The sequence below is a fragment of the Enterobacter sp. PL_is511 genome, assembly GCF_055816065.1.
The window spans coordinates 1,504,235-1,526,229 of record NZ_JBVPGP010000024.1 but is presented as its reverse complement, the minus strand read 5'-3'; the positions used below and the strand labels follow the sequence as shown (position 1 = coordinate 1,526,229).

General features: G+C 54.3%; 23 protein-coding genes. 5 read left to right on the top strand and 18 right to left on the bottom strand.

Annotated elements, in window-relative coordinates; translation table 11 throughout:
- The first annotated feature begins 99 nt into the window (after positions 1-99).
- The gene (locus AC0TN7_RS22890) at positions 100-462 is read left to right on the top strand and encodes a TIR domain-containing protein (protein WP_024908484.1); all 363 of its coding nucleotides are present in this window, start codon (positions 100-102) and stop codon (positions 460-462) included.
- Between the two features lie 38 nt (positions 463-500).
- Here AC0TN7_RS22890 and AC0TN7_RS22885 read toward each other — a convergent pair whose 3' ends face one another.
- Positions 501-1,274 carry a DeoR/GlpR family DNA-binding transcription regulator gene (locus AC0TN7_RS22885; protein WP_267215202.1) on the bottom strand — a complete coding sequence of 258 codons (774 nt, stop codon included), beginning with the start codon at positions 1,272-1,274 and terminating at the stop codon, positions 501-503.
- Between the two features lie 86 nt (positions 1,275-1,360).
- Between AC0TN7_RS22885 and AC0TN7_RS22880 the strand changes: the two genes are divergently transcribed.
- Together AC0TN7_RS22880 and AC0TN7_RS22875 are read left to right on the top strand one after the other, a co-directional pair.
- The gene (locus tag AC0TN7_RS22880; protein WP_024908482.1) at positions 1,361-1,945 is read left to right on the top strand and encodes an NUDIX hydrolase; all 585 of its coding nucleotides are present in this window, start codon (positions 1,361-1,363) and stop codon (positions 1,943-1,945) included.
- A gap of 305 nt (positions 1,946-2,250) precedes the next feature.
- A complete protein-coding gene (locus tag AC0TN7_RS22875) occupies positions 2,251-2,943 on the top strand; it encodes a helix-turn-helix transcriptional regulator (protein ID WP_024908481.1) in 693 nt (230 codons plus the stop codon).
- Between the two features lie 14 nt (positions 2,944-2,957).
- Here AC0TN7_RS22875 and AC0TN7_RS22870 read toward each other — a convergent pair whose 3' ends face one another.
- The gene (locus AC0TN7_RS22870; RefSeq protein ID WP_048991632.1) at positions 2,958-3,596 is read right to left on the bottom strand and encodes an acyl-homoserine-lactone synthase; all 639 of its coding nucleotides are present in this window, start codon (positions 3,594-3,596) and stop codon (positions 2,958-2,960) included.
- Between the two features lie 440 nt (positions 3,597-4,036).
- Between AC0TN7_RS22870 and tam the strand changes: the two genes are divergently transcribed.
- Positions 4,037-4,795 (top strand): trans-aconitate 2-methyltransferase, encoded by a 759-nt coding sequence (tam, locus tag AC0TN7_RS22865; protein WP_267215201.1) that lies wholly within the window; start codon positions 4,037-4,039, stop codon positions 4,793-4,795.
- Between the two features lie 5 nt (positions 4,796-4,800).
- Here tam and AC0TN7_RS22860 read toward each other — a convergent pair whose 3' ends face one another.
- From AC0TN7_RS22860 to AC0TN7_RS22830, 7 genes are all read right to left on the bottom strand, one after another.
- Entirely contained in the window at positions 4,801-5,991 is a 1,191-nt protein-coding gene (locus AC0TN7_RS22860) for a cytochrome c biogenesis protein/redoxin (protein ID WP_473702486.1), read from the bottom strand.
- Positions 5,992-6,125: 134 nt separating this feature from the next.
- Positions 6,126-7,424: an ATP-binding protein gene (locus AC0TN7_RS22855; RefSeq protein WP_267216468.1), complete on the bottom strand. Its 1,299-nt coding sequence runs from the start codon at positions 7,422-7,424 to the stop codon at positions 6,126-6,128.
- Positions 7,421-8,161, bottom strand: coding sequence for a response regulator (locus AC0TN7_RS22850; protein ID WP_032647230.1), 741 nt, complete (start codon positions 8,159-8,161; stop codon positions 7,421-7,423). Before AC0TN7_RS22850 ends, AC0TN7_RS22855 begins: the two co-directional genes overlap by 4 nt.
- A gap of 44 nt (positions 8,162-8,205) precedes the next feature.
- The gene (locus tag AC0TN7_RS22845) at positions 8,206-9,201 is read right to left on the bottom strand and encodes an alpha/beta fold hydrolase (RefSeq protein ID WP_417927394.1); all 996 of its coding nucleotides are present in this window, start codon (positions 9,199-9,201) and stop codon (positions 8,206-8,208) included.
- Between the two features lie 145 nt (positions 9,202-9,346).
- Positions 9,347-9,787 (bottom strand): GNAT family N-acetyltransferase, encoded by a 441-nt coding sequence (locus AC0TN7_RS22840; RefSeq protein ID WP_061715140.1) that lies wholly within the window; start codon positions 9,785-9,787, stop codon positions 9,347-9,349.
- 12 nt (positions 9,788-9,799) lie between these two features.
- Positions 9,800-10,270, bottom strand: coding sequence for an N-acetyltransferase family protein (locus AC0TN7_RS22835; RefSeq protein WP_463726699.1), 471 nt, complete (start codon positions 10,268-10,270; stop codon positions 9,800-9,802).
- A gap of 11 nt (positions 10,271-10,281) precedes the next feature.
- Positions 10,282-10,869 (bottom strand): hypothetical protein, encoded by a 588-nt coding sequence (locus tag AC0TN7_RS22830; RefSeq protein ID WP_061715142.1) that lies wholly within the window; start codon positions 10,867-10,869, stop codon positions 10,282-10,284.
- 134 nt (positions 10,870-11,003) lie between these two features.
- On the opposite strand from AC0TN7_RS22830, the gene AC0TN7_RS22825 reads away from it, so the two are divergent.
- On the top strand, positions 11,004-11,552 hold the full coding sequence (locus tag AC0TN7_RS22825) for a GNAT family N-acetyltransferase (RefSeq protein ID WP_048991639.1): 549 nt from the start codon (positions 11,004-11,006) through the stop codon (positions 11,550-11,552).
- Here AC0TN7_RS22825 and AC0TN7_RS22820 read toward each other — a convergent pair.
- The 9 genes from AC0TN7_RS22820 to sad all read right to left on the bottom strand — a co-directional run bounded on the left by AC0TN7_RS22820 (position 11,540) and on the right by sad (position 21,906).
- On the bottom strand, positions 11,540-12,454 hold the full coding sequence (locus AC0TN7_RS22820; RefSeq protein WP_417927393.1) for a bestrophin family protein: 915 nt from the start codon (positions 12,452-12,454) through the stop codon (positions 11,540-11,542). The genes AC0TN7_RS22825 and AC0TN7_RS22820 overlap by 13 nt on opposite strands.
- 199 nt (positions 12,455-12,653) lie before the next feature.
- Positions 12,654-14,105 (bottom strand): tagaturonate reductase, encoded by a 1,452-nt coding sequence (locus tag AC0TN7_RS22815; RefSeq protein WP_417927392.1) that lies wholly within the window; start codon positions 14,103-14,105, stop codon positions 12,654-12,656.
- 118 nt (positions 14,106-14,223) lie between these two features.
- Positions 14,224-14,751 (bottom strand): GNAT family N-acetyltransferase, encoded by a 528-nt coding sequence (locus AC0TN7_RS22810; protein WP_048991642.1) that lies wholly within the window; start codon positions 14,749-14,751, stop codon positions 14,224-14,226.
- Positions 14,752-14,833: 82 nt separating this feature from the next.
- Complete coding sequence (locus tag AC0TN7_RS22805; RefSeq protein WP_024908467.1) at positions 14,834-15,799, bottom strand: sensor domain-containing diguanylate cyclase; 966 nt, start codon at positions 15,797-15,799, stop codon at positions 14,834-14,836.
- A gap of 119 nt (positions 15,800-15,918) precedes the next feature.
- Positions 15,919-17,358, bottom strand: coding sequence for a sensor domain-containing diguanylate cyclase (locus AC0TN7_RS22800; protein ID WP_417927389.1), 1,440 nt, complete (start codon positions 17,356-17,358; stop codon positions 15,919-15,921).
- Between the two features lie 113 nt (positions 17,359-17,471).
- Positions 17,472-17,828: a DUF4186 domain-containing protein gene (locus AC0TN7_RS22795; protein ID WP_024908465.1), complete on the bottom strand. Its 357-nt coding sequence runs from the start codon at positions 17,826-17,828 to the stop codon at positions 17,472-17,474.
- Positions 17,828-18,754 carry a glutaminase B gene (gene glsB / locus AC0TN7_RS22790; protein WP_024908464.1) on the bottom strand — a complete coding sequence of 309 codons (927 nt, stop codon included), beginning with the start codon at positions 18,752-18,754 and terminating at the stop codon, positions 17,828-17,830. Before glsB ends, AC0TN7_RS22795 begins: the two co-directional genes overlap by 1 nt.
- Before the next feature lie 62 nt (positions 18,755-18,816).
- On the bottom strand, positions 18,817-20,406 hold the full coding sequence (locus tag AC0TN7_RS22785; RefSeq protein ID WP_463726697.1) for a methyl-accepting chemotaxis protein: 1,590 nt from the start codon (positions 20,404-20,406) through the stop codon (positions 18,817-18,819).
- A gap of 111 nt (positions 20,407-20,517) precedes the next feature.
- Positions 20,518-21,906 carry a succinate-semialdehyde dehydrogenase gene (gene sad, locus AC0TN7_RS22780; RefSeq protein WP_463726696.1) on the bottom strand — a complete coding sequence of 463 codons (1,389 nt, stop codon included), beginning with the start codon at positions 21,904-21,906 and terminating at the stop codon, positions 20,518-20,520.
- Positions 21,907-21,995: the final 89 nt, after the last annotated feature.

Sequence of the window (21,995 nt, the reverse complement as noted above, 5' to 3'; positions counted from 1 at the left end):
CACGCTTATGCACGAAAGTGCTTCATTAAGCCACATTAATCCCGTAAGGTATGGGCTGTAATCGTGCAACTTCATGCAATAACACTGACAGAGGTATTTATGACACAACAGTTGATTCTAATTGCCGGCCCCTACCGCAGCGGAACCGACGGCGTTCAGGCGCGCATTGATGAGAATCTGGCGCGTCTCGAAAGCGCAGCATTAGCCGTTTACCAGCGTGGTCACATTCCGATCATAGGTGAATGGCTTGCTTTGCCGTTGGCAAAGGCCGCGGGCTCGAAAACCGTTGGTGATGAAATCAGCGAAGCGATGCTCTACCCCGTTGCTCACCGGCTCATAGCTAAATGCGATGCAATTTATCGTATCGCCGGTGCATCTAAAGGTGCCGATATGGACATTGAGGTCGCCAGAAAATACGGCCTCAGGGTTTATACCGCGCTTGAGGACATTCCTGAGGCTTAAGGAAAACCGACAGCCAGGCTATGCTCTCAGGCTGGCTGTCAGACAGTATCACGATCTGAGGTTAACACGACGGATACCCCCTTTTCTGATACTGCGCGGATCCAGTCCTTAGCGGTATTGTCTTCCACGACGATGGTATTCACCGATGACACATCACCAATCACAAACGAAGACGCTGTGTTGATCTTTTCCGGAGAAGCCAGAACAACAGTCTCCGCGGCTCTGCCGGAAAATGCACGTTTGATGCACGCCTCTTCGAAATCACCGGTCGTTAATCCAGCTTCAGGATGGATCCCGGTCACGCCCATAAAGAACAGGTCTGCATGAATATTTTCGATGCCTTCGATGGCCGCAGCGCCGACCGCAACGATAGAGTGTTTATACAAGCGACCGCCGATCAGAATCACCTCAATGGACGGATGATCGACAAGCCCCAGGGCAATGCTCGGGCTGTGCGTCACCACAGTGATACGAAGCTCGGGAGGGAGAAACGTAATCAGCTCCGACGTTGTCGTACCACCATCGACGATCACCACCTGGCCTGATGAAATCAGCTGCGCGCCTTTGCGGGCCACTCTTTTTTTCGCATCCATTTTCACGGATTGCCGTTCAGCAAACGGAGCAATTGCGGAAGATGACGGCAGCGCGCCACCGTGAACCCGCTGCAAGCGCCCTTCTGCCGCCAGCTCGCGCAGATCGCGCCGGATGGTGTCTTCAGAGACGTCAAAGAGAATGCTGAGCGCTTTTGACTGGACCTGACCTTCGGCGCCGAGCTTTTCGAGGATCAATTGTTTTCGTTGACTGGTGAGCATCATGAATTCCTGAAATTGCATGTTTTATCTTGTAAATGCACGATAATGCTGTTTATGATAATTACTCTACGTAAGGAGGAACAAACGTGCAATCGAAACGTGCAGATGTGCGCATCATTAACAGTGAAACACTGTCAGATAACTGGTACGTCCTTAAAAAATATACCTTCGACCTGCAGCGACGTGATGGCGAATGGCAGCGGCAGCAGCGGGAAGTCTATGACCGTGGCAACGGCGCGACGATTTTGCTCTACAACCGTGATAAAAAGACGGTGATCCTGACTCGCCAGTTCCGCTTCCCCGTCTTTATCAACGGCCATGAGGACAATCTCATTGAAGCCGCTGCAGGGTTGCTGGACAACATGGATCCCGAGAGCCGCATCAAAGCAGAAGCGGAAGAAGAGACCGGATTTCACGTTTCACGCGTGCAGAAAATTTTCGAAGCCTATATGAGCCCGGGCTCCGTTACGGAAAAGCTCTATTTTTACCTTGCCGAGTACCAGCCGAGAGACAGAACCGGCGCTGGCGGTGGGATCAAGGCGGAAGGAGAAGATATCGACGTGCTGGAAATGACGCTTGAAGAGGCATTACGCGGCATTGAGACGGGAAAAATCGTCGACGGGAAAACCATCATGCTGCTTTATCATGTGGCCCTTAAAGGTATTCTTTAACCTACTGGTTTGAATCCTGATTTGAAGGCGCATGAGTTGGTGCGCTTGTCCGTTACGCGGATGGAATGCGGGAAACCTCCTAAATTTTGCAGCCTACTATATTTAGTGAACGATTTCGAAATTCGATAAAATCATAAACATTTCCCTGAGTCATCTGCATTTACCATTCAAAAATGCCAAACGTTCACAAGGCTGCCTGCAGAGGTAGCCTGTCTTATCTGTTGATTGGATTAAAATGCGACTCGCTACAGATAACGAAGCATATTATACTTGCTCCTCCACTCGAACAGGAGGCAGCAACTCACGTGAAGGATACATATTACAACGACATAACGATCAATACGCTAATTCAGAGTGAGCTGGACGCGTTTTTTGAGGACTTCAAAGGGATCGTCTTTGCCTACGCTATTATGAACAAGAAAGATCCTTCACAGATGAGGATACTCAATAACAGTCCTGAGTGGTTTAATATCTACCTTGAAAGAAAATATCAGTTCATTGACCCTGTCATTATTCGGGCTTTGCGCTGTGTTGAAGACTTTTTCTGGGAAAGCGATGTCGTCCTGTCGGATGGTTATAACCTGACACGCATTTTCGACGAAAGCGTTCAGTATGATATATACCAGGGGCAGACTTTTCCTCTACATGACTATCTGAATAATCTTGTTGTCTTATCCGTCATCAGTCCTAAGCATTCTGGTATTGACATAGAAAAATATCGGCCGCAATTTCTACGCTTCCTTGTTCAGTTACATCAGAAGACACTCAATCTGTATAGTCAGCATCAGCAGAAAAAGAATGTGTTCTTGTCGCCACGTGAGCGACAAATCCTCAAATGGGTCAGCGCCGGAAAAACCTATGCAGAAATTTCTGTTATTTTATCTATTGCTGAACGCACCGTTAAATTCCATATGGGCAATATAATGAAAAAACTCGGTGTGAATAATGCCAGACATGCAATAAAGCTTGGAACAGAACTCCGGTTACTGGACGACTGACCCTCAGACACTGGTTATAGATAGCGTAAATGCCCGAGCATTTCGCGAAGCCAGTGGCTGGATTTGTCTTTACTAATAATATCTTCAATAACGCGGGTGCTGGCAGGCATATAAATATAGTAAATAACCTCCCCTTTTTCAGAAACACCGCGCTGAATAACTTCAACTTTCCAGTTCGCATGGCGAAATATGGCATACATACCGCGACTGGCTACTGCGTACATTCCGTGGTATTTATTCTTTATGCAATAAATATTCATTGCAAGAAACAATGCTTTACTGGCGGGCACGCCCTGCAAACTTGCAGAGTCTCGTGTTTCTTTATCTAAAAATAAACGACTCACTTCACAGCAGGGAACATCGGCTGGAAAAACAATGGGATTATCGAAATAATTATGAAAGATTTCGCTTATCATTGTCGGCTGCGTTGAGTTAATAAATCGCGCGCCGCATAACAGCTGTCCATCATACATACCCAGTAAGTATGTCGTGTTATGGGAATCAAATTGATCCTTTTCCATCCCTTCGACGCATTCCACTTTCCAGTCGAGTCGGTCCCGAAAGGTTTTTCTTCTGAGTCGGTAGAGTTCGTGCGCTAGTGCTGGAGGTAAATCATCGTAGTCGTGTAAAAAAAATTCAATGACAGAAATCATGCTCTTGTTCCTGATAATAACACCTGAAACTATCATCACCTGTCTTTTAGGACAGCTTTCATTGTGCCGCATATTCCCTATACTTAAAAAGTACCTGACCACGAAGTTCTCGCAAAACTAAGCGGTCAGGAGGTCAAAGACCTACGAAACACCAGGGATATACCCATCGATGATTATCTAATATTTAAAGTTTCGGGTACAGAGCATAAGAAGCACTTTGCCGATAAAATAATAAAAAACAATAATCATAAAGTAATTACAATAAAAACATTGCCCCTTAATCTTTTAAGGGGTAATATTTCCGATTGCTTATTTTTCCCACCTTCCCCTTCATTTTACAGAATCTGCTGACTTCATCTGCCCAAAACCATCGTCGGTACCGCTTTACAGGCATCTGCCTGTGCTATTCTTGCTGAATCATGTAAGACGGAGAATTGATGATGGCCGACTGGAACCCTTCTCTTTACCTGCAATTTGGCGCAGAAAGAACGCGTCCAGCAGCCGAGTTGCTCGCCAGAATTCCTCTTGATGAAGCCGCTACTATCGCCGATCTGGGCTGCGGTCCAGGTAACAGCACGGCGCTGTTAAAGCATCGCTGGCCTTCTGCTCACATCACCGGCGTCGATAACTCCCCTGCCATGCTCGGGGAAGCACGCGCTGCCTTACCTGACTGCCACTTTGTTGAGGCCGATATCCGTCAGTACAACCCTGGCCAGCCGCTGAGCCTGATTTATGCTAACGCGTCGCTGCAATGGGTTCCGGACCATTACGATCTCCTGCCTCATCTTGTCTCCCTGCTTAAGTTAAATGGCGTGCTGGCGATCCAGATGCCCGATAACTGGCTGGAACCCACCCATGTGGCGATGCGTGAAGTGGCGCTGGAGCAAGACTACCCGGACCGTGGCCGCGAACCTCTGCCGGGTATACATGCTTATTACGATATTCTGTCGGAGGCTGGCTGTGACGTGGATATCTGGCGAACGACCTATTATCACAAAATGAGCTCTCATCAGGCCATTATTGACTGGGTAAGCGCCACCGGCCTGCGCCCCTGGCTCCAGGAACTGAACGAGAGCGAGCAGAAACGTTTCCTGAAACGCTACCATGAACTGCTGGAAGAGCAGTATCCGCTCCAGGAAAACGGGCAGATACTACTGGCTTTTCCTCGGTTGTTTATCGTGGCTCAACGCCAGCCCTGATCCGATTATAGGCGGGCTTCTTTGAGCAACTGCTGGATAACCTTTTCCTGCTGCGCATAATCACCCTCGCCAAAGGCGGTATAGCGCAGCTGCCCTTTGGCATCAAAGTAGTAATGCGCTGGCCAGTACTGGTTGCCGAACGCATTCCAGATTTGATAGTTGTTATCCGTCACAACCCGATACGGCAACTGCCATTTCGTTACTGCCTTTTGTACCGACGAAAGCGGTTTTTCCCAGGGGTATTCTGGGGTGTGAACCCCAATCACCACCAGGCCCTGCGACTGATACTTCGTGGCCCAGTCTCGCACATGCGGGAGCGTGTGCTGGCAGTTAACGCAATCCCACGTCCAGAAATCAATCAGAACAACCTTCCCTCGTAATGCTTCAGACGTGACAGGGTCACCGTTAATCCACCCTGTTCCCCCGCTTAACGAAGGCAGCTGGCTGCTGGGCTCAGCGATCGCCACCGGCTGGAGCTTCACCGGCGCGGTTGTGGGTTTTGCCAGATTTAAGAGCGCGGTCTCAAGACGGTCTGCGACGCCGTTAGCCCCTTTCAGCAGCGAGGTCATCCCCGTCGCGTTCAGGACGACTGCCGCTAACATTGCAACTCCTGCCCCCTGACGGAGCTTCGCCATCAGCGCAGACTTTGCCCTTAACGGTGTCATCAGCGTGCGGCTGCCGATAACGAGCAGGCCCAGCATCAGCGCGCATCCGCTGCCATAGGCAGCGAGCAGTGCGCCCGTGGCGATGGCCGAGTGGCCCGCGATATTAATGCTGAAAATAGCGCCCAGGATGGGGCCCGCGCAGGGAGACCAGAGTAGCCCGACCGCAAGCCCGGCCAGAAAAGCCGATGCCATTCCGCGCGTTTGCCCGCTTCGGGTGTTGAGAACATTTCCCGCGCTGACGGCCGGTCCCGCGATACGCTGGGCGAAAGACGGAAAAATTAAGGCCAGCGCGGCTATGGCCAGAATGACGAGCGCGATCCAACGCCCAACAATGGTTGCCGCTGTTATCCACTCGCTGGCGACGGTGATGACCATCGCAACCAGGGTGAACATCACGACCATCCCGGCGAGCAGGGCCAGAATATGTCGTCGTTGCCCCTGGAAACCGGCGAACAGGAGTGGAATAACCGGGAGCGTACATGGGCTGAGCAGGCTTATCAGCCCGCCCAGAAAAGCGATTACCAGAAACATAATGACCTCACATTACACGTCCTGCGACACTGCAGTGAGGCTATTTCATCGTGCGGATATGTTCAGGATATGTGTAAAAACGCTGGTTTTGTCTGGCTCTGTATCCCCACGCCGGGAGATACAGAGCGGTACAATTAACGGCGCGGTAGCGTAATGGAGACGTCCAGTCCGCCACCGGCGCGGTTCGCCAGCCTGAGTTTTCCTTCCAGCTGTGCGGTCAGCTGCGCGGCAATCGCCAGGCCGAGTCCTGTCCCGCCGGTATCGCGATTACGCGAGGTTTCAACCCGATAAAACGGCTGCAGAACCGCCTCCAGCTCGGCTTCGGGTATTCCCGGTCCGTTGTCCACAATATGAATCACCACCTCTTCGGCAGACGAATCATCAATGGCAATGACAGCACAGTCACCGAACTTCAGGGCATTATCCAACAGGTTAGACATCACTCTACGAAGCGCCTGCGGACGCGTGACGATCGGCAAACGGACTTCGTTTGCCTGAAACTGCACGTTTTTACCAATGTCCTGATAATCGCTGGCGATGCTGTTGACCCAGGCGTTCAATTCCAGCTTCAGCGACGTCTCTTCCAGTGATTCTGATGACCGGGCATACGCAATGCCCTCCCGCACCAGACGCGACATGTTATCAAGGTCGTTTAAGAGCTTGTCCCGCAGTTCAGGCTGCTCCGTCATTTCTACACGAAGCTTCATGCGGGTAATGGGCGTCTGGAGATCGTGAGAAATAGAGGCCAGGATCTGTGCGCGCTCCCTGAGATAAGACTGAATGCGCGCCTGCATGGCGTTGAAGGCATGGGCTGCGCGCTGCAGCTCCAGCGGCCCTTTCTCCGTCATTGGCGTGCTGGCCGCCGGATCAAGTGAATCCACCGCGCGGGTAAATTGTGAAAAAGGCCGAACCACCTGCCGCACGGCGATCCAGGAGCAGGCCGCCAGGAGCAGCAGCTGTAGGATGAGCACAACGGGTAACCAGCTGGCGACGGGCGGCATGCGCGGGATGAGGTCAATGGTCAGCGGCGAGCCGTCACGTAACGTGAGATGCGCCTGGATATGTGAAATGGCGCCGGGAACGGCGGTGAAGCTGAGAGGATATTGTGCCGCGAGCGTCGCTTTTAAGGTTCGGATAGCATCCTGCGAACGCTTATCCGTCGGCGCTGCGCCGGGTTCCCCTGTGCCCAGAATATAGCGATAGTTACCGCGTTCAAGCCGCGGCAGCCAGGCGGCGCGTTCGCTGGCCGGTAAGCGGTCTAAAATGGCGACGCTGGTTGCGACGTCGTTTTCCAGATTACCGAGCATCACCGTGCGGGCGCTGTGCATGCGTTCAATCATGACCAGCGTCAGGCTCAGGGCGTTAGCCAGCAGCAAACCGGGCAGCACGACGATCAGCAAACGAGCCAGCAGCGAGCGTGGCCAGAGCGTCATTCGTTAACCTCTTTGATGGTCACCGGCATCGTAAAGACGTAGCCTTCGCTGCGCACGGTTTTGATATAGGCGGGCGTGCGGGCATCTTCATTGAGACGCTGGCGAACCCGGCTAACCAGCAGGTCGACAGAACGTTCAAACAGCTCGGCGTCTCGCCCCTGCGTCAGGTTAAGCAGCTGATCGCGGGTCAGTACCCTCTGAGGATGGTCAAGGAAAACGCGCAGCAGACGATACTCCGCCCCGCTGAGCGCCACAATCACCCCTTCCGGGTCGATTAAGTGGCGGGCGACGGTATCGAGCTGCCATTCACCGAACATCACCAGCCGCCCTGCTTCTGTCACCTGTAGATTGGGCGGCATCGTGCGAAAACGCCGTAAAATCGCTTTAATGCGTGCCAGAAGCTCACGCGCTACAAACGGCTTCACCACGTAGTCATCCGCACCCATCTCCAGACCCAGGATCCTGTCCGTCTCCTCATTGCGGGCCGTCAGCATCAGGATGGGCAGATCTTTATGTTTGCCGCTGCGTAGCTGCCGGCATAGCGTGAGACCGTCATCGCCGGGCATCATAACGTCCAGCACCACCAGGTCGATATGCTGTTTGTCCAGTACGCTACGCATCTCTTTGCCGTTGGCCGCGCCCGTCGCGCGATAGCCAGACTTACCGAGATAATCGACAATCAGTTCACGAATATCCCTGTCGTCATCGACGACAAGGATGTGGTCAATATGTTCCACCGAACTCTCCAGACCGAAGGGTAACGTACTGAAAATAGCACATTTCACAGCTTATCCGCGTCGATAACTGCCTTGACGAAGTCCTGCGGATCTTCCTGAGGCGGGTTGTGCCCCACGGTTGCGCCGAAGGTGCGGTGCTCATATTTGCCGGTAAATTTAGCTGCATAGGTCTGCGGTGCCGGATGCGGCGCGCCGTTGTTGCCGCCTTCGATGGTGATCGTTGGTACGGTGATATTCGGCAGCGTGGCCAGTTTTTGCTCGTAGCGGTCGTATTTACGCTCGCCTTTTTCCAGCCCTAAACGCCAGCGATAATTACTGAGCGTCACCGCGACGTGGTCCGGGTTATCGAGGGATTTGGCGCTGGCGTTAAAGACCGCATCGCTAAATTTCCAGTCAGGTGAGGCCTGAGACCAGATTAAACGGGCGAAGTCATGCGTGTTTTTGGCATAGCCTTCAGCACCACGCGCGGTAGAGAAATAGAACTGATACCACCACTGCTGCTCCGCTTTTGGCGGCAGCGGCTGTTTGCCAATCTGTTGGCTGCTGATGAGATACCCGCTCACTGAAACGAGTGACTTCACGCGCTCGGGCCACAGCGCCGCAACGATATCCGCCGTCCGGGCGCCCCAGTCATATCCTGCAAACACCGCCTGCCGGATATTCAGGGCATCCATCAGGTTGACGATGTCTTTCGCCATCGCCGAAGGCTGGCCGTTGCGCGGCGTTTTTGCTGACAGGAAACGCGTGGTGCCGTAACCGCGCAGAGACGGCACAATGACCCGGTACCCTTTTGCCGCCAGTGCGGGTGCAACCTCGGCATAGCTGTGAATATCGTAGGGCCAGCCGTGCAGTAAAATAACCGGCTGACCGTCTTTCGGGCCAATGTCGACATAGCCGACATTCAGATCGCCGGCATTGATTTGCTGAGGATGATCAAAGGCTGCGGCGACGTTTGTGCCGGTGACTTCGGCCTGACAGGACATCACGGTGCCAAGTGAAACGGTCAGTGCAAGAGTTGAGTACGCGAGTTTGCTAAACATGTTGGTATCTCCGGTTGAGTACAATTCACGGGGATATAACAACACTGCAATGTATAGCGGATATGTGCGAAAGCGGGTTTATTGCAAGCCTGTGTATGTATCCGGGACGCTGATACAGTGTGATACAAACACAGGCGTTGTCGCCTTAAAGGGAGAGTCGGTAGCGGACGTAATCGTCAGCTTCGCCATATTTGTCATAGAGTTTACGCGCCGGGTTGTTCTCCCGGGTGACCCAGTACAGTTTCGACCACCCTTCGCGCTTGCCTTCCTCAATCAGAGCATCAATAAGCGCCTTACCTGCACCCGCTCCGCGTTCGTCGGCATCAACAAACAGATCTTCCAGGTAGCAGATGGGGGCCGTTGACCAGGTACCTTCATGCAGAATGCACATCGCGAAACCGATGACCTTTTCGTCCTTCTCCACTACCCGGCAGAACATCTGGGAATGCGCTGATAGCGCCCTTTTCCACGTCGCTGCGGTGACGGATTCCTCGAGGTAGCAATCATAAAAATGGGTGTAACCATCCCACAGCGGTCGCCATTGGGAATAATCGTCTGCGCGTAGAGGTCTTACCGTGACAGCCATGTGTTCCTCACATTACAAATTGATCGCCATTTCGAAACAGCGTAAATCGACACCCGCCATACGCGAGTGATGATAGCTTTCGCTCAGCGTAACAAACCCCAGCTTCTGATAAAACGACTGGGCGTTAGGCGTCGCATCGAGCGTCAGGCGGGTTATCCCCCGGCTGCGGGCTTCATGTTTGAGCGCCTCAATAATCCGGGTCGCCATGCCTTTACCGAAGGCTGCAGGCAAGGTGAAAATCGCCTCCAGGCAATGGGTATCCAGATCGAGATAGCCGGTTGCCGCAACATCGCCCTTTTCATCTTCAACCACATAAAAAGGGTATTCAATGATCATCTTCCGAAAGCGTTCGGGCATGAGATCTGGCGTCCAGCGCGCAATGACCTCTGCGTCGTAACTGGTTTTACAGCCGTGACGAATCGCCTGATTGCGAATATTCCAGAGCGTTTCGGCTTCCTGCGGCCTGGCTTTTCGTAATGTCATAACCTCCTCCTTTAACGGCTTTTTAGCCGCATTCCCCGTGCCGACCTGGCAAGACGCTGAGTACGACAATAGAGCGTAAACAGCACAAAGCCGCTGCTGTTCATCACCACCCGACAAAGTAATAGTGCGAATGATGCGATGACCAGCGGCCAAAGACCTCCGTCATGCGAAAGCAGGAAATGTAAAACCTGAACGAGGGTCGTTATCAGCAGGATGATGAACAACGCCATAAAGCCCGACAATCCCGACGTCTTACCACGTGCCAGGAGTACGCTTGTCACAATGAGCGCGCCTGTCATCGTCAATGATGGTAAGAAAAAGCTCAATGCATGATGCAAAGGTGACAAACCCTGCAACGTGCTGAGAAAAGGCAAAAGGTTTAACGCAAACGCCACTAAAAACAGAGGTAACAGCATAGCTACCGGATAAGGATTTTGACGCGGAAGCTCGCTGAGTGGACGCGAAAAATACCGTTCCAGCTCGGGCGTGGAATGATTCAAGAGACGGATATCACGATGAGCAATAGCCTCCTCTATCTCTTTGCCATGCTGCAGGAGATCCTGGAAAACCCGTCCGGTTAAAAGAGACAAAAAGCTCATCAAAATTTCGCCATTAAAGAAATGATGCCCATTTCTGGTAGGGAATGAACCCAGCACGCCTCAACTAAATGTGATAGAGATGAAAATACCAGAACGCAAACAAAAGCATAACGCCTAAAAAGGGAGATCCGCGGATGACCATACCGACGCTCATGACAGAACGCTTACTGCTAAAACCGCTGGTTGCCGAAGATGCGGCTCAGATACAAAAGCTTTATCCGCGCTGGGAGATTGTCCGCTATATGGTCTCTTCCGTGCCATGGCCCTACCCGGATAACGGCGCGGAAAACTATGTCAATAACGTGGCGCTGCCGGATGTGGCGAAAGGGATTGCCTGGTTCTGGAGCATCCGACGACGTGAGGTGCCGGATGAATTGATGGGCATTATTTGCCTGTACGACGTCGAGGATAACAACCGCGGGTTCTGGCTCGCGCCGGAGTTTCAGGGCCAGGGATACATGCGCGAGGCCAGCATTGCCGCGACGGATTACTGGTTCAATACGCTAAACAAACCTGTATTACGCGCCCCGAAGGCCGCTGCCAACAGCCGCTCCCGGCGTATTTCGGACAGTAGCGGCATGCGGCTTATCAGGACGGAGAAGAAAGCCTACGTTAGCGGGATGCTGGACTCCGAGCTGTGGGAGATCACCCGCGACGAGTGGAACGCCCGTCAGGTGAGCTGATAGTGCTTATCCGGCATCAGCCTTTCCGGAATCTTCTCTTCATCGTTCATCTGCAGCAGATCGCGTTCCATCATGTTGCAGATGGCGTCCAGCGGTAGATCGTTATTCTCAGTGCCGAACGGGTCTTCCAGCTCTTCCGCCAGGGTGTCCAGCGAGATAAAGGTGTATGAAATCAGCGCCGAGACAAAGGGCGTCATGTAGTGCAGATCCACAACCAGCGCGAACGGCAGCATGATGCAGAACAGGTACACCGTGCGGTGCAAAATCAGCGTATAGGCAAACGGTACCGGCGTGGTCGCAATGCGTTCACAGCCGGACAGGACGATGGACATATCGTTCAGACGATTGTTCAGGCTGTGAAACAGAATGTCTGAGAGTTGCCCGTTACGCCGCCGCACGGCCAGCCACTCCCCCATGATCAGTAAAATACGGTTCGCCGGTGAGTTGGCTTTCATCACCTGACGTAAATCATCCGGAGCAAGATAGCGAGAGAGTTGCTCGGCGTTCAGCTCCCGGCGCAGGGTCATGCGCAGGCAGTTAGCAAAAGCAATCTGCAGACGGACAAACTCGCCCAGATGCTTATCGTCAGGCAAGGTGTTTTTTACCTCGCGAAACAGCGAGCGCGCCGCTATCATCAACTGCCCCCAGAGCAGGCGAGCCTCAACGTAGCGTGAATAACAGGCGTTGTTTCTGAAACCGAGAAAGATTGCGATCGCCACGCCGAGAATGCTGAATGGCGCCAAGGTAAATTTGATGCCCAGTGAGGTATACCACGGCAGCATCAGGATAACGGCAATAGAAAGCAGGAAGTTGAGCAGCAGTCGGGTATAGATCTTAGGCAGTACCGAACCGTGCCAGACAAAAATCAGTTGTAGCCAGTGCTGTTTAGGACGAACGATCATAGTGAGTTTCAGGAAAGAAAAGAGCGAGGCTATTAAACGTGATCCCCGTCACCGTTGCAAGTTTGTTAACTGGACATTGCATTTTCTCCCCTGATTAGCGAAATCCGCACAGTGCTGCATGTGTTTTTTAAAAACAAAGCACATAGTATGTTGTAACTAAAATGAAGTATGTTTAAACCCGGCCGCAGCCGGGTGAACGTTAGCAAAGCGGTTTAACCGCAGCGCGCATTCCCTTAAGCAGAATGGCATCAAGGTCCAGCGTGACCTGGTCGACAAGACCGCTTACTTGCGTCAAGTCCTGTTCCCAGTGTTCGCGTGCGCTGAGCACCGACTGCACCAGCTCACGGGTGCTCAACTGCCGATCGCGGTGCTGCGCCCAGAGCTGCTGATAACGTTCCAGCCAGCACGCATCATCCTGCACCGGATAGCTCTCCCCGTTACGCTCTGCGCGGTAGAACGCGATTAACGAGGCTAAGGCAAACGTCAGACGTGCCGGTAATTGCCCTGTTGCCTTCTGCCCTGCCAGTAGCTGTGGCAGGATGCGGGTGCGGTATTTGGTCATGCCGTTGAGCGCAATGGAAAGCAGCTGGTGTCGGATATAGGGATTGCGGAAACGCCCTGTTACCGCACTGGCGAAAGATTCCAGCTCGTCCCGCGGCAAATCGAGGACCGGAATGATCTCCTGATAAATCGCTTTTTCGACGAACGCGCAGATCTCTGCATCATTCATCGCCTCGCCCACCGTATCCAGCCCGGCCTGGAATGCCACCGGCACCAGCGCCGTATGCGCCCCGTTCAGGATGGCGACTTTGCGCTCTTTGTAGGGTCTGATGTCGTCGACAATCAGCACATTTAACGGGTACTTATCCAGACGGAGTTCCTGAGCAAGGGATGCCGGCCCCTGGATAACGAACAGATAGAAATGTTCAGCCGTGTCAAGGAACCCATCGTGATACCCCAGCTCAGCTTCAAGCGCAGCCGCTTCGTCGCGCGGGTAACCGGTCACGATACGGTCAACCAGCGTCGAGCAGAAGCTGTTGGCGTCGTTTAGCCACCGGATAAAGGCCGCAGGCAGCGACCACTCCTGGGCATAGCGCAGGACGAGTTCACGCAGTGCATCACCGTTGTAGTCAATCAGTTCGCACGGAATGATAATCCAGCCTTTATCCGGTGCACCGTTGAAATGGCTAAAGCGCTCAAACAGCAGTCGCGTCAGCTTCGCCGGGTAGCTCACCGCAGGGGCATCGTCGAATCTGTCACCCGCGTGGTAGCTAATACCCGCTTCGGTGGTGTTCGAGAAAACAAAGCGCATATCCGGGTTGTGTGCCAGTTTCAGAAACGCGTCATAATCGTCGTAGACGCTGATTTCACGGTTAACCGAGCGGATAAGACGGCTCTCACTCACCGCGTCACCCTGCTCGTTCAGGCCGCGAATGATAGTGGTATACAAACCATCCTGAGTGCTGAGCGACGGCGGGAAGTCGCTTTGAATAGGACGGACGATAACCACACCGGCATTAAGATCGGTATGTTCATTTAACAGGTCAATTTGCCAGTCGACGAACGCACGCAGGAAGTTGCCTTCACCAAACTGAATGATGCGTTCTGGATATTGAGCACCGGGAAAATCACGACGGTTGAGCGTGTTCACAAGGGGGTTCCTTTTATGATTAGTCATACAGCCTGATAATATTGGTACGATAACTTATCAAAACTTAACGACCGGGAACCCTGTTTTGATCAATACGTCGCGTAGTTGTACAAAATAATCATAAGAACTTATAAAACACAGACGTGGCCGTCATGGCGCCGTCCGGCATAAGGGCATAGCGCGGGATCTCCCCCACCTTCTGCCATCCGGCGCGCTGGTAGAACGTCTCGGCCCCGCTGCCGGTGGAGGTATCGAGCACCAGCACCGAAATCTCTCTGGCCCGAGCCTCAGCTTCAAGCGCTTCCATCAATGCCATCGCGGCACCTTTCCGGCGCGCTTTCTCGTGAACCAGCAGCTTCGCCACATCGGCGCGATGCGGCTGGTTTTCCGGCTGGTCTGTGATTAACTGCACCGTTCCGATGACGCCGTCCTGCGGGTCGACACAGGCCAGCACGAGGCGCTCATTGCGCCCTGCGCTTTCAGCAATTCCGCGCCAGAAAGAGCGGGCCCTCTCCAGGCTAAAGGGAAGCATAAAGCTGACGGATGCCCCGCCGTTCACACAGTTTTCGAGGATCCCGGCCAGCGCATCAAGGTGGGTGAGAATTTCGTCTCGGGTGAGGTTTTTGATTTGCAGTGAGGTATTCATTGTTTTTCCTTACGTTGAATACCATCACTGTGCATTTAACATCTTCTTAACGCAAACGGATCGGACATAGGCTTTTGTTATGTCACCGGGCGCGCTGGCGCTGCTGCTTCATGGCATACATCTTTTCATCGGCATCTTTTAACCACTGCTGCAGGTCGTTGTCGTTATGATCGAATTCACTTAGCCCCCATGAGAAGTGAAGCGACCAGGGGTGTAACCTGCGGGCGTTATAGTTTTCTACCTGCTCGGCGAGATACTGCATGGCAATCCAGGCGCCCTGCTCATCCGTATCCGCGAACAGCACGGCGAACTCGTCCCCGCCAAAACGAACCAGCAGATCCGCTTCGCGGAAAGAGGCACGCATCAGTTGCGCCATGGCATTCAGCGCCTTATCCCCCTCTTCATGCCCGAAGCGATCGTTAATTTCCTTAAAGCGATCCAAATCCAGCCAGCCGAGCGTCAGCGGCTCTGCCCGGCGCCGGGCAACGGAAAGCGTGAAGCGCACGAGTTGATTAAAGCCCCGACGGTTGAATAGCCCGGTTAATTCATCCGTGGTCGCCGCGCTGATGGCAGCAAATTCATCTTCCGCCAGCGCGCCAAGATCTCCCAGGACGGCGAGGTCGGCGGCAGAAAACTCCCGGGGAGCATAATCAATCAGGCACAGCGAGCCAACGCTTGCGCCGTCACGCAGGCGCAGCGGGAAGCCGGCGTAAAACCGCACGCGAGGTTCACCGGCCACCAGCGGGTTATCCGCAAAACGATCGTCCTGAAGCATATCCCCTACCACCAGCGGCGCTTCGGTAAGGATCGTATGCCCACAAAATGAGATGTTACGCGGAACGGAGCCGGGTGCCTGACCATCAGCGGACTTAACGATTAGCGAATGCTCATCAATGAGATTGACCATCGCCAGCGGCACCTGGAAGAAGCGTTTTGCCAGACGCGTTAACCGGTCAAACGCCGGGGAACTGTCGATCTCAAGCAGACCGGATTCTCGTAGCGAGTTGAGTCTGTCTGTTTCATTTTCAGGGGTTGCAGGTGCTTTCATAATGTCTCCTGACGTAAAGCGTTACTAAAAGCGTAGCTTAAACAGAGGCATTGTCAGCGTTCTGACAGCCTGTTAAGTCGCTTACTATTCACGTCAATGCCTTATGACGATTAACGCAGCTATGTTTCACTCCCGGTGGGCGCGGCAATTTGCTCGTCCGCCACCCGGGCGCTGGTACGGTTTCGACCCGCTTTTTTTGAACGATAGAGATGATCGTCCGCTTCGGCCATGAGCTTGTTGAAGACTTCGGTCAACTGCCATGACTCAGCCTTTCCACTGCCGAGGCCAATACTGACCGTCAGAAAGAGCGTCTGGTGACGCCATGTAAAAGGATGGCTGGCAACGGTGGAACGGATACGCTCAGCCAGTTCAAAACCGTGCTGCGCGTCGCCTGAATGAACCACCACAGCGAACTCTTCCCCGCCCATGCGCGCCACCATACCGTCTTCGCCGACGACCTGCTGAACCTGTCGGGCAAACGACGCCAGCACGCGATCTCCACACTCGTGGCCGTAGTTATCATTAATGCTTTTGAAATAATCAATGTCCAGCAGCATGACGGTCAAAAAACGGGTATGCCGGTACGTCTCTTCATGCTTTAACGCCTCATAAAGCCCGGAACGCGAGTAGACGTGTGTTAAAAAGTCATAATCCGCCCTCAGTGAAACCTGGCGGATCAGGGAATTAATCGCCGCCATGCTGACGGAGACCATCACCGGGCAGATCGCCATCGTGGCGATACCCAGCCGGGCTGAAAACATCATTGGCGTCGTAAACGGCGTCGCCACGGCAATGTTAATAATCGAGTTGGCGACCAAAATGATTTCAGTGGCACCCGTGATAAACGTCAGCAGACAGGTCGCAGGCAATGAGTAACGAACCGCACACCAGATAAGCGCTGGCAGAGGAAACGAGAGGCTCCCCGCTCCGCCAATCACCACCGACGCGACCACCGAGACGATCAGCGCCATCACCGGCAGCAGCTGCTCCAGACGTAACCTGAGATCACGCCCGGGCATACGTAACGTGAGCATACAGGGCACAACAAGCACGCCGGTTGAGAACTGCTCGCTAAACCAGTCGGCAAACAGCGGCCAGAAGGTGTGACTGTCAATCCCGACCGACCCCGCCGCGCCGAGTAAGGCACAAAGCAGCGCGGCAATCAGACAGTAGTTAAACAGGCGTAGCGCGTTAAGCGGATCGGGGGTTTTCTTCATCAGCCGCTTGTCGCGCTGAACCAGTACGGCGACGACAACAATAAAGATCATGTTAGACAGGTTGATTACCACTGAGGCTATACCCCAGTTGGTCGTCACCGCGTCGTACAACAGCATCGCGACATAGCATACCGCATAGTAATGCAGGCGATTCAGGTAGACATAGCGGGCGAAGATCCCTGCCATGACGCCATTCAGCGGCCAGAACAGCGACAGGGCCTCAACGAGCCGTAATTCCGCGCCCACAAAATAGAACAAGGTGGTGAGGATGAAGATCGTCGATGCATTTCGCAGCGGCGTGTCAGGCTGGAACGGCCTGAAAGCGGTAAGAGCAGAACGCATTAAATATCATTCCATATGAAAGCTTATGGCAATTATTGCGGTCGTCAGCATGATCGGGACTAACTTAGGATGCATCTATAACACAAATACCACTGGAGCATAACTCGTCAAATTTAGGCGTTCATCTGCAGCACCAGCCAGTGGTGGATAACGCTGACGATATAATTTTTTTGCGGCGCGGTGAGCGTTACACCCTGTGGAATGTTATGCCATTTTGCCAGGCAGCCCCGACAACAGGTGGCGGTGGCATGCTGGGCGATAAACACCGGGTGACCGCGCATAGGCGTCTGTTTACCGTCATTTGCGGGTTGTGCAGGCGCAAGGCGCTTTTCGACAAAATCCGCGGCATGCTGGTCAATGGTTTCGGGGCCTTTGTCCCAGCAGTACTGTCGTTCTTTATCGCCTAACCGAAAGCGCGAGCGAAATGTCGATCGCGCCAGACGGGAAAAGAGAGGATCCAGATCGGGCATCAGTATACTGAACGTCCCAGACGCTGGGTCAGTTTCTCCAGAACCGCCACGCCGGCAAGCGAATTTCCCGTTTCATCCAGCTCCGGGCTCCAGACGGCTATCGCCATTTCATGCGGCACAATCGCCACGACCCCGCCGCCAACGCCCGATTTAGCCGGAAGCCCAACGCGCCAGGCAAACTCGCCGGCGTTTTGATACATCCCGCTGGTGGCCATTAGCGCGTTAACCTGACGAGCCTGAAGCGGCGAAACGACTTCCTGATCGAGATGCGGCGCGTGCCCCTGGTGCGCAAGGAACAGAAACGTCTGAGCCAGCTCAACGCAGCTCATCTTCAGGGCGCAGTAATGGAAGTAGTTTTGCAGCACTGTCGCCACGTCGTTGTGGAAATTACCGAAGGATTTCATCAGCCAGGCGATGGCCGCGTTACGGGCAGAGTGTTCAAACTCCGAGCGTGCCACAACCGTATCATAGGTAATATCATCAACGCCCGAGAGCTGACGCACAATCTCAAGCATTCGCTGACGTGGTGCGCTGAGGCGGCTTTGCAGCATATCGCAGACCACCAGCGCCCCGGCGTTGATAAAGGGATTTCGCGGTTTACCCTGTTCTATCTCGAGCTGAAGCAGCGAGTTAAAAGGCTGGCCGGACGGATCTTTGCCCACCCGCTGCCAGATCTCGTCTTCTTCATACTGGCGCATCGCCGCAACCAGACTGAGCACTTTCGAAATGGACTGAATGGAAAAACGTTCTGTTGCATCCCCTGCCTGGTATCGCTGTCCGTCGATAGTACAGATAGCAATGCCCAGCTTATTCCCGCTGACCGAGGCAAGGGCCGGAATATAGTCGGCAACCTTCCCCTTTCCAATTAACGGACGAACCTGCGCCAGAATCTCGTCCAACATCTCATTATGGATGACCGCAGCCACACTTTGCTCCTTGCCCTCAGGCTAAAACGGGCTGCGAGTATAACAGAGGCTTATGTATTGCGTCAGGCGCTAAGACGAAAACGCGAAACGGCCTGCAATAAAAGATCGGATTGCTTTTGCAGTCGCTCAGAGGCATCCGAGGCGTCAGATACCAGCAGGTCCGTCTGACGGGAGACCTGGTTCAGCGCCTGAAGCTGGCGGGTCATCTGGTGAATACTCTCTCCCTGGCTGAGGGTGGCGGTGGAGATCTCATTCAGCAAACTGCTTAAATTGCCCACCAGACCGGTGACCTGCTGCAGATTCTCTTCCATCAGGGTGACGGCACGGGAACCGTCTTCAATGCCCTGAACCGAGCGGTTGATCAGCTCCTGAATGGTCTGCGTCGAGTGGCTGCTCTTTCTGGCCAGCAATCCAACCTCCCGGGCGACGACGGCAAAACCGCGCCCCTGGTTTCCGGCATGGGCCGCCTCGATGGCCGCATTCAGCGCCAGGATGTTGGTCTGAAACGCCACGCTGTCGATCATCGCCACGATCCCGCGCATCTCGGACGATCGGTCGACGATCGCCTGCATGGACGCGTTTACCGTCGACATCATCTGGTCTCCCCCCGCGGCGGCCTGACGCGCTTCATCCGCCCGCGAGCTGGCGAGTCTGGCATAGCCGGTATTCCCTTCCACATGGTTTTCCAGCGCCGCGATATGCGCCGTCACATCCTCAAGCTCTTTCGCCTGGCGTGCCGACTGCTGATACAGCTTCTGGTTACCCTGTGCCAGGGAGCCAATGTTCTCCACCATGGTAGCCGTGGCATGGCTGACCTGCGTGACCAGCTGCTGCAGACCGTGCTGCATCGTGGCAATACTGTCGCTAAGCTGCCCTATCTCCCGGTTGAAGCGCATGACGTCCGGCGGCGTGCCGGAGAGATCCCCTGCCGCCAGCCGGTTGATATGCGCAATCAACCGACGCAGCGGCGTAATCACCCATCTGGACATGCCGAACCAGACGACAGCGGCGATAGCGAGCAACAGCACCGGCGCAAACAGGAACAACGTTTGCAATCCTGAGAGCTGCGCCATGAGGCTCTGACGCCCCTGCATGGCCTGCTTCTCGCTTGCCTGCTGATAGCGCGCATAGTTGTCGTTAAAATCCGTCTGAAACGCCTGCGCCGGGACGGCAAAAAAAGCGTCGATGGTGTTGTCTTTTACCAGACCTTCAGCCTGCTCTTTAATCGCACCGTAGAAAAGCTGATAGCTGTTCACCAGCGCGTCATCTTTCGGCGGATTCAGCGCCAGCCAGGCCTTCCACGCCTGCTGAGAAACCGTCAGCGCCTTTTGCGCATCGTCCATCAGGCTATGCCAGCTTCCGTCGGATCCGGTCTCTTTATCCTGCATAAACCAGACGCCGGACCGGTTAAGCAGATCGCTTGCCGCCAGTAGGGAAACACGGGCCAGATCCAGCTTGCTCTGCTGCTGCCAGGCCAGCAGGTTTTGCTGCTCGTTGCGCTGGGCGTTGTTCAGGGAGGCGTTAAGCAGGAGTGACGAGGAGAGCTGCAGCGCGGAGAAAAGGCCAATGATGCAAAAGATGCCCGTCAACAGGCCAAAGTGACGAGGGGTGAGACGCTGCGCAATACGGCGGAAAATTTGCGTTAGGTTCATAATTAGCTTCATTTACAAGGCGTTAGACGCGTGCGAGTCTACGAAATGAAAATGACAGAACCATGGCAGAATAATGACAACGGCCCTCACGACGAGGGCCGAAATTAAGGATTACACGCGATCCTTCCACACCGTCTGCACGTTACAGAACTCGTGCAAGCCAAAGTGGGAAAGCTCGCGGCCGAAACCGCTTTTCTTCACGCCACCAAAAGCCACGCGCGCATCGCTGGCGCTAAAGCCGTTGATAAACACGCCACCGCACTCCAGCTCGCGGGAGAATTTATCCGCAAGCGCTGCGTCAGCGGTAAAGACGGTGGCGGACAGGCCAAAGTCGCTGTCGTTGGCAAGCATCAAGGCATGCTCCGCGTCTTTCGCGACGGTAATGGCCGCGACCGGACCAAACAGCTCCTGGCGGAACGCCGTCATCGACGGGGTGACATTCGCCAGCACGGTTGGCGCATAGTAATTCCCCTCGCCGCTGATTTTCTCACCGCCCAGCAGCAGCGTTGCCCCTTCTGCCAGCGTCGCCTGTACCTGCTGATGCAGTTCATCGCGCAGATCGAAACGCGCCATCGGGCCCAGGTAGTTTTCTTCCTGGTCCGGAGCGCCCAGCTTCAGGGCCGCAACCGCATCGACAAAGCGTTGGGTAAAGGTGTCCGCAATACCCTCTTCCACAATGAAGCGTTTTGCCGCCGCGCACACCTGCCCGGTATTCTGGTAGCGACCCGCTACCGCCGCCTTCACGGCGAGATCCAGGTCGGCATCGTTGAGAACGATGAACGGGTCTGAGCCGCCCAGTTCAAGAACGCATTTTTTCAGCGCGGCTCCTGCCTGAGCACCAATGGCTGCCCCGGCACGCACGCTGCCGGTGACGGTCACCGCCGCAATACGACGATCGTTAATCGCCTGGCTTACGCCGTCATTGGTGGCGTTCACCCAGCCGAACACGCCTTCAGGGAAACCCGCATCCGCAAAGATCTGCCCAATAAGATCCGCAGAGCCGAGCACGTTGGGCGCATGTTTGAGCAGATAGCTGTTACCGGCCAGCAGAATTGGCACCGCGCCGCGCAGCACTTGCCAGAGCGGGAAGTTCCACGGCATCACCGCGAGAATCGGCCCCAGCGGACGGTATTCAATGACCGCGTTCTGGTTTTCCACCAGCGTCGGCTCCGCACGCAGCATTGCCGGGCCGTGCTCGGCATACCAGTCACACAGACCGGCGGACTTTGCCACTTCCGCTCGCGCCTGCAGGATGGGCTTGCCCATTTCACGGGAGATAATCTGCGCCATCTCTTCCGCGCGGTTTCGCAGCGCGGCGCCGAGATCCCGCAGCTTCTGCGCCCGGTGGGACACGCTTTCGCGTCGCCACTGGCGATAGCCCGCGTCGGACTGAGAAATCGCGCGTTCAACCTCTTCCGGCGTCTCCCAGGGATACGCAGCGAGGGTTTCACCCGTTGCCGGGTTAACAGAGAGGGCATGTGTAGCAGATGAATATTTCATGATGTTCTCCACGCATTTCGGTTGATTGATTGTGGCTCACTCTGCTATTTCTTAAAAATGAATAATACTAACCACCTTATTCACGAAAC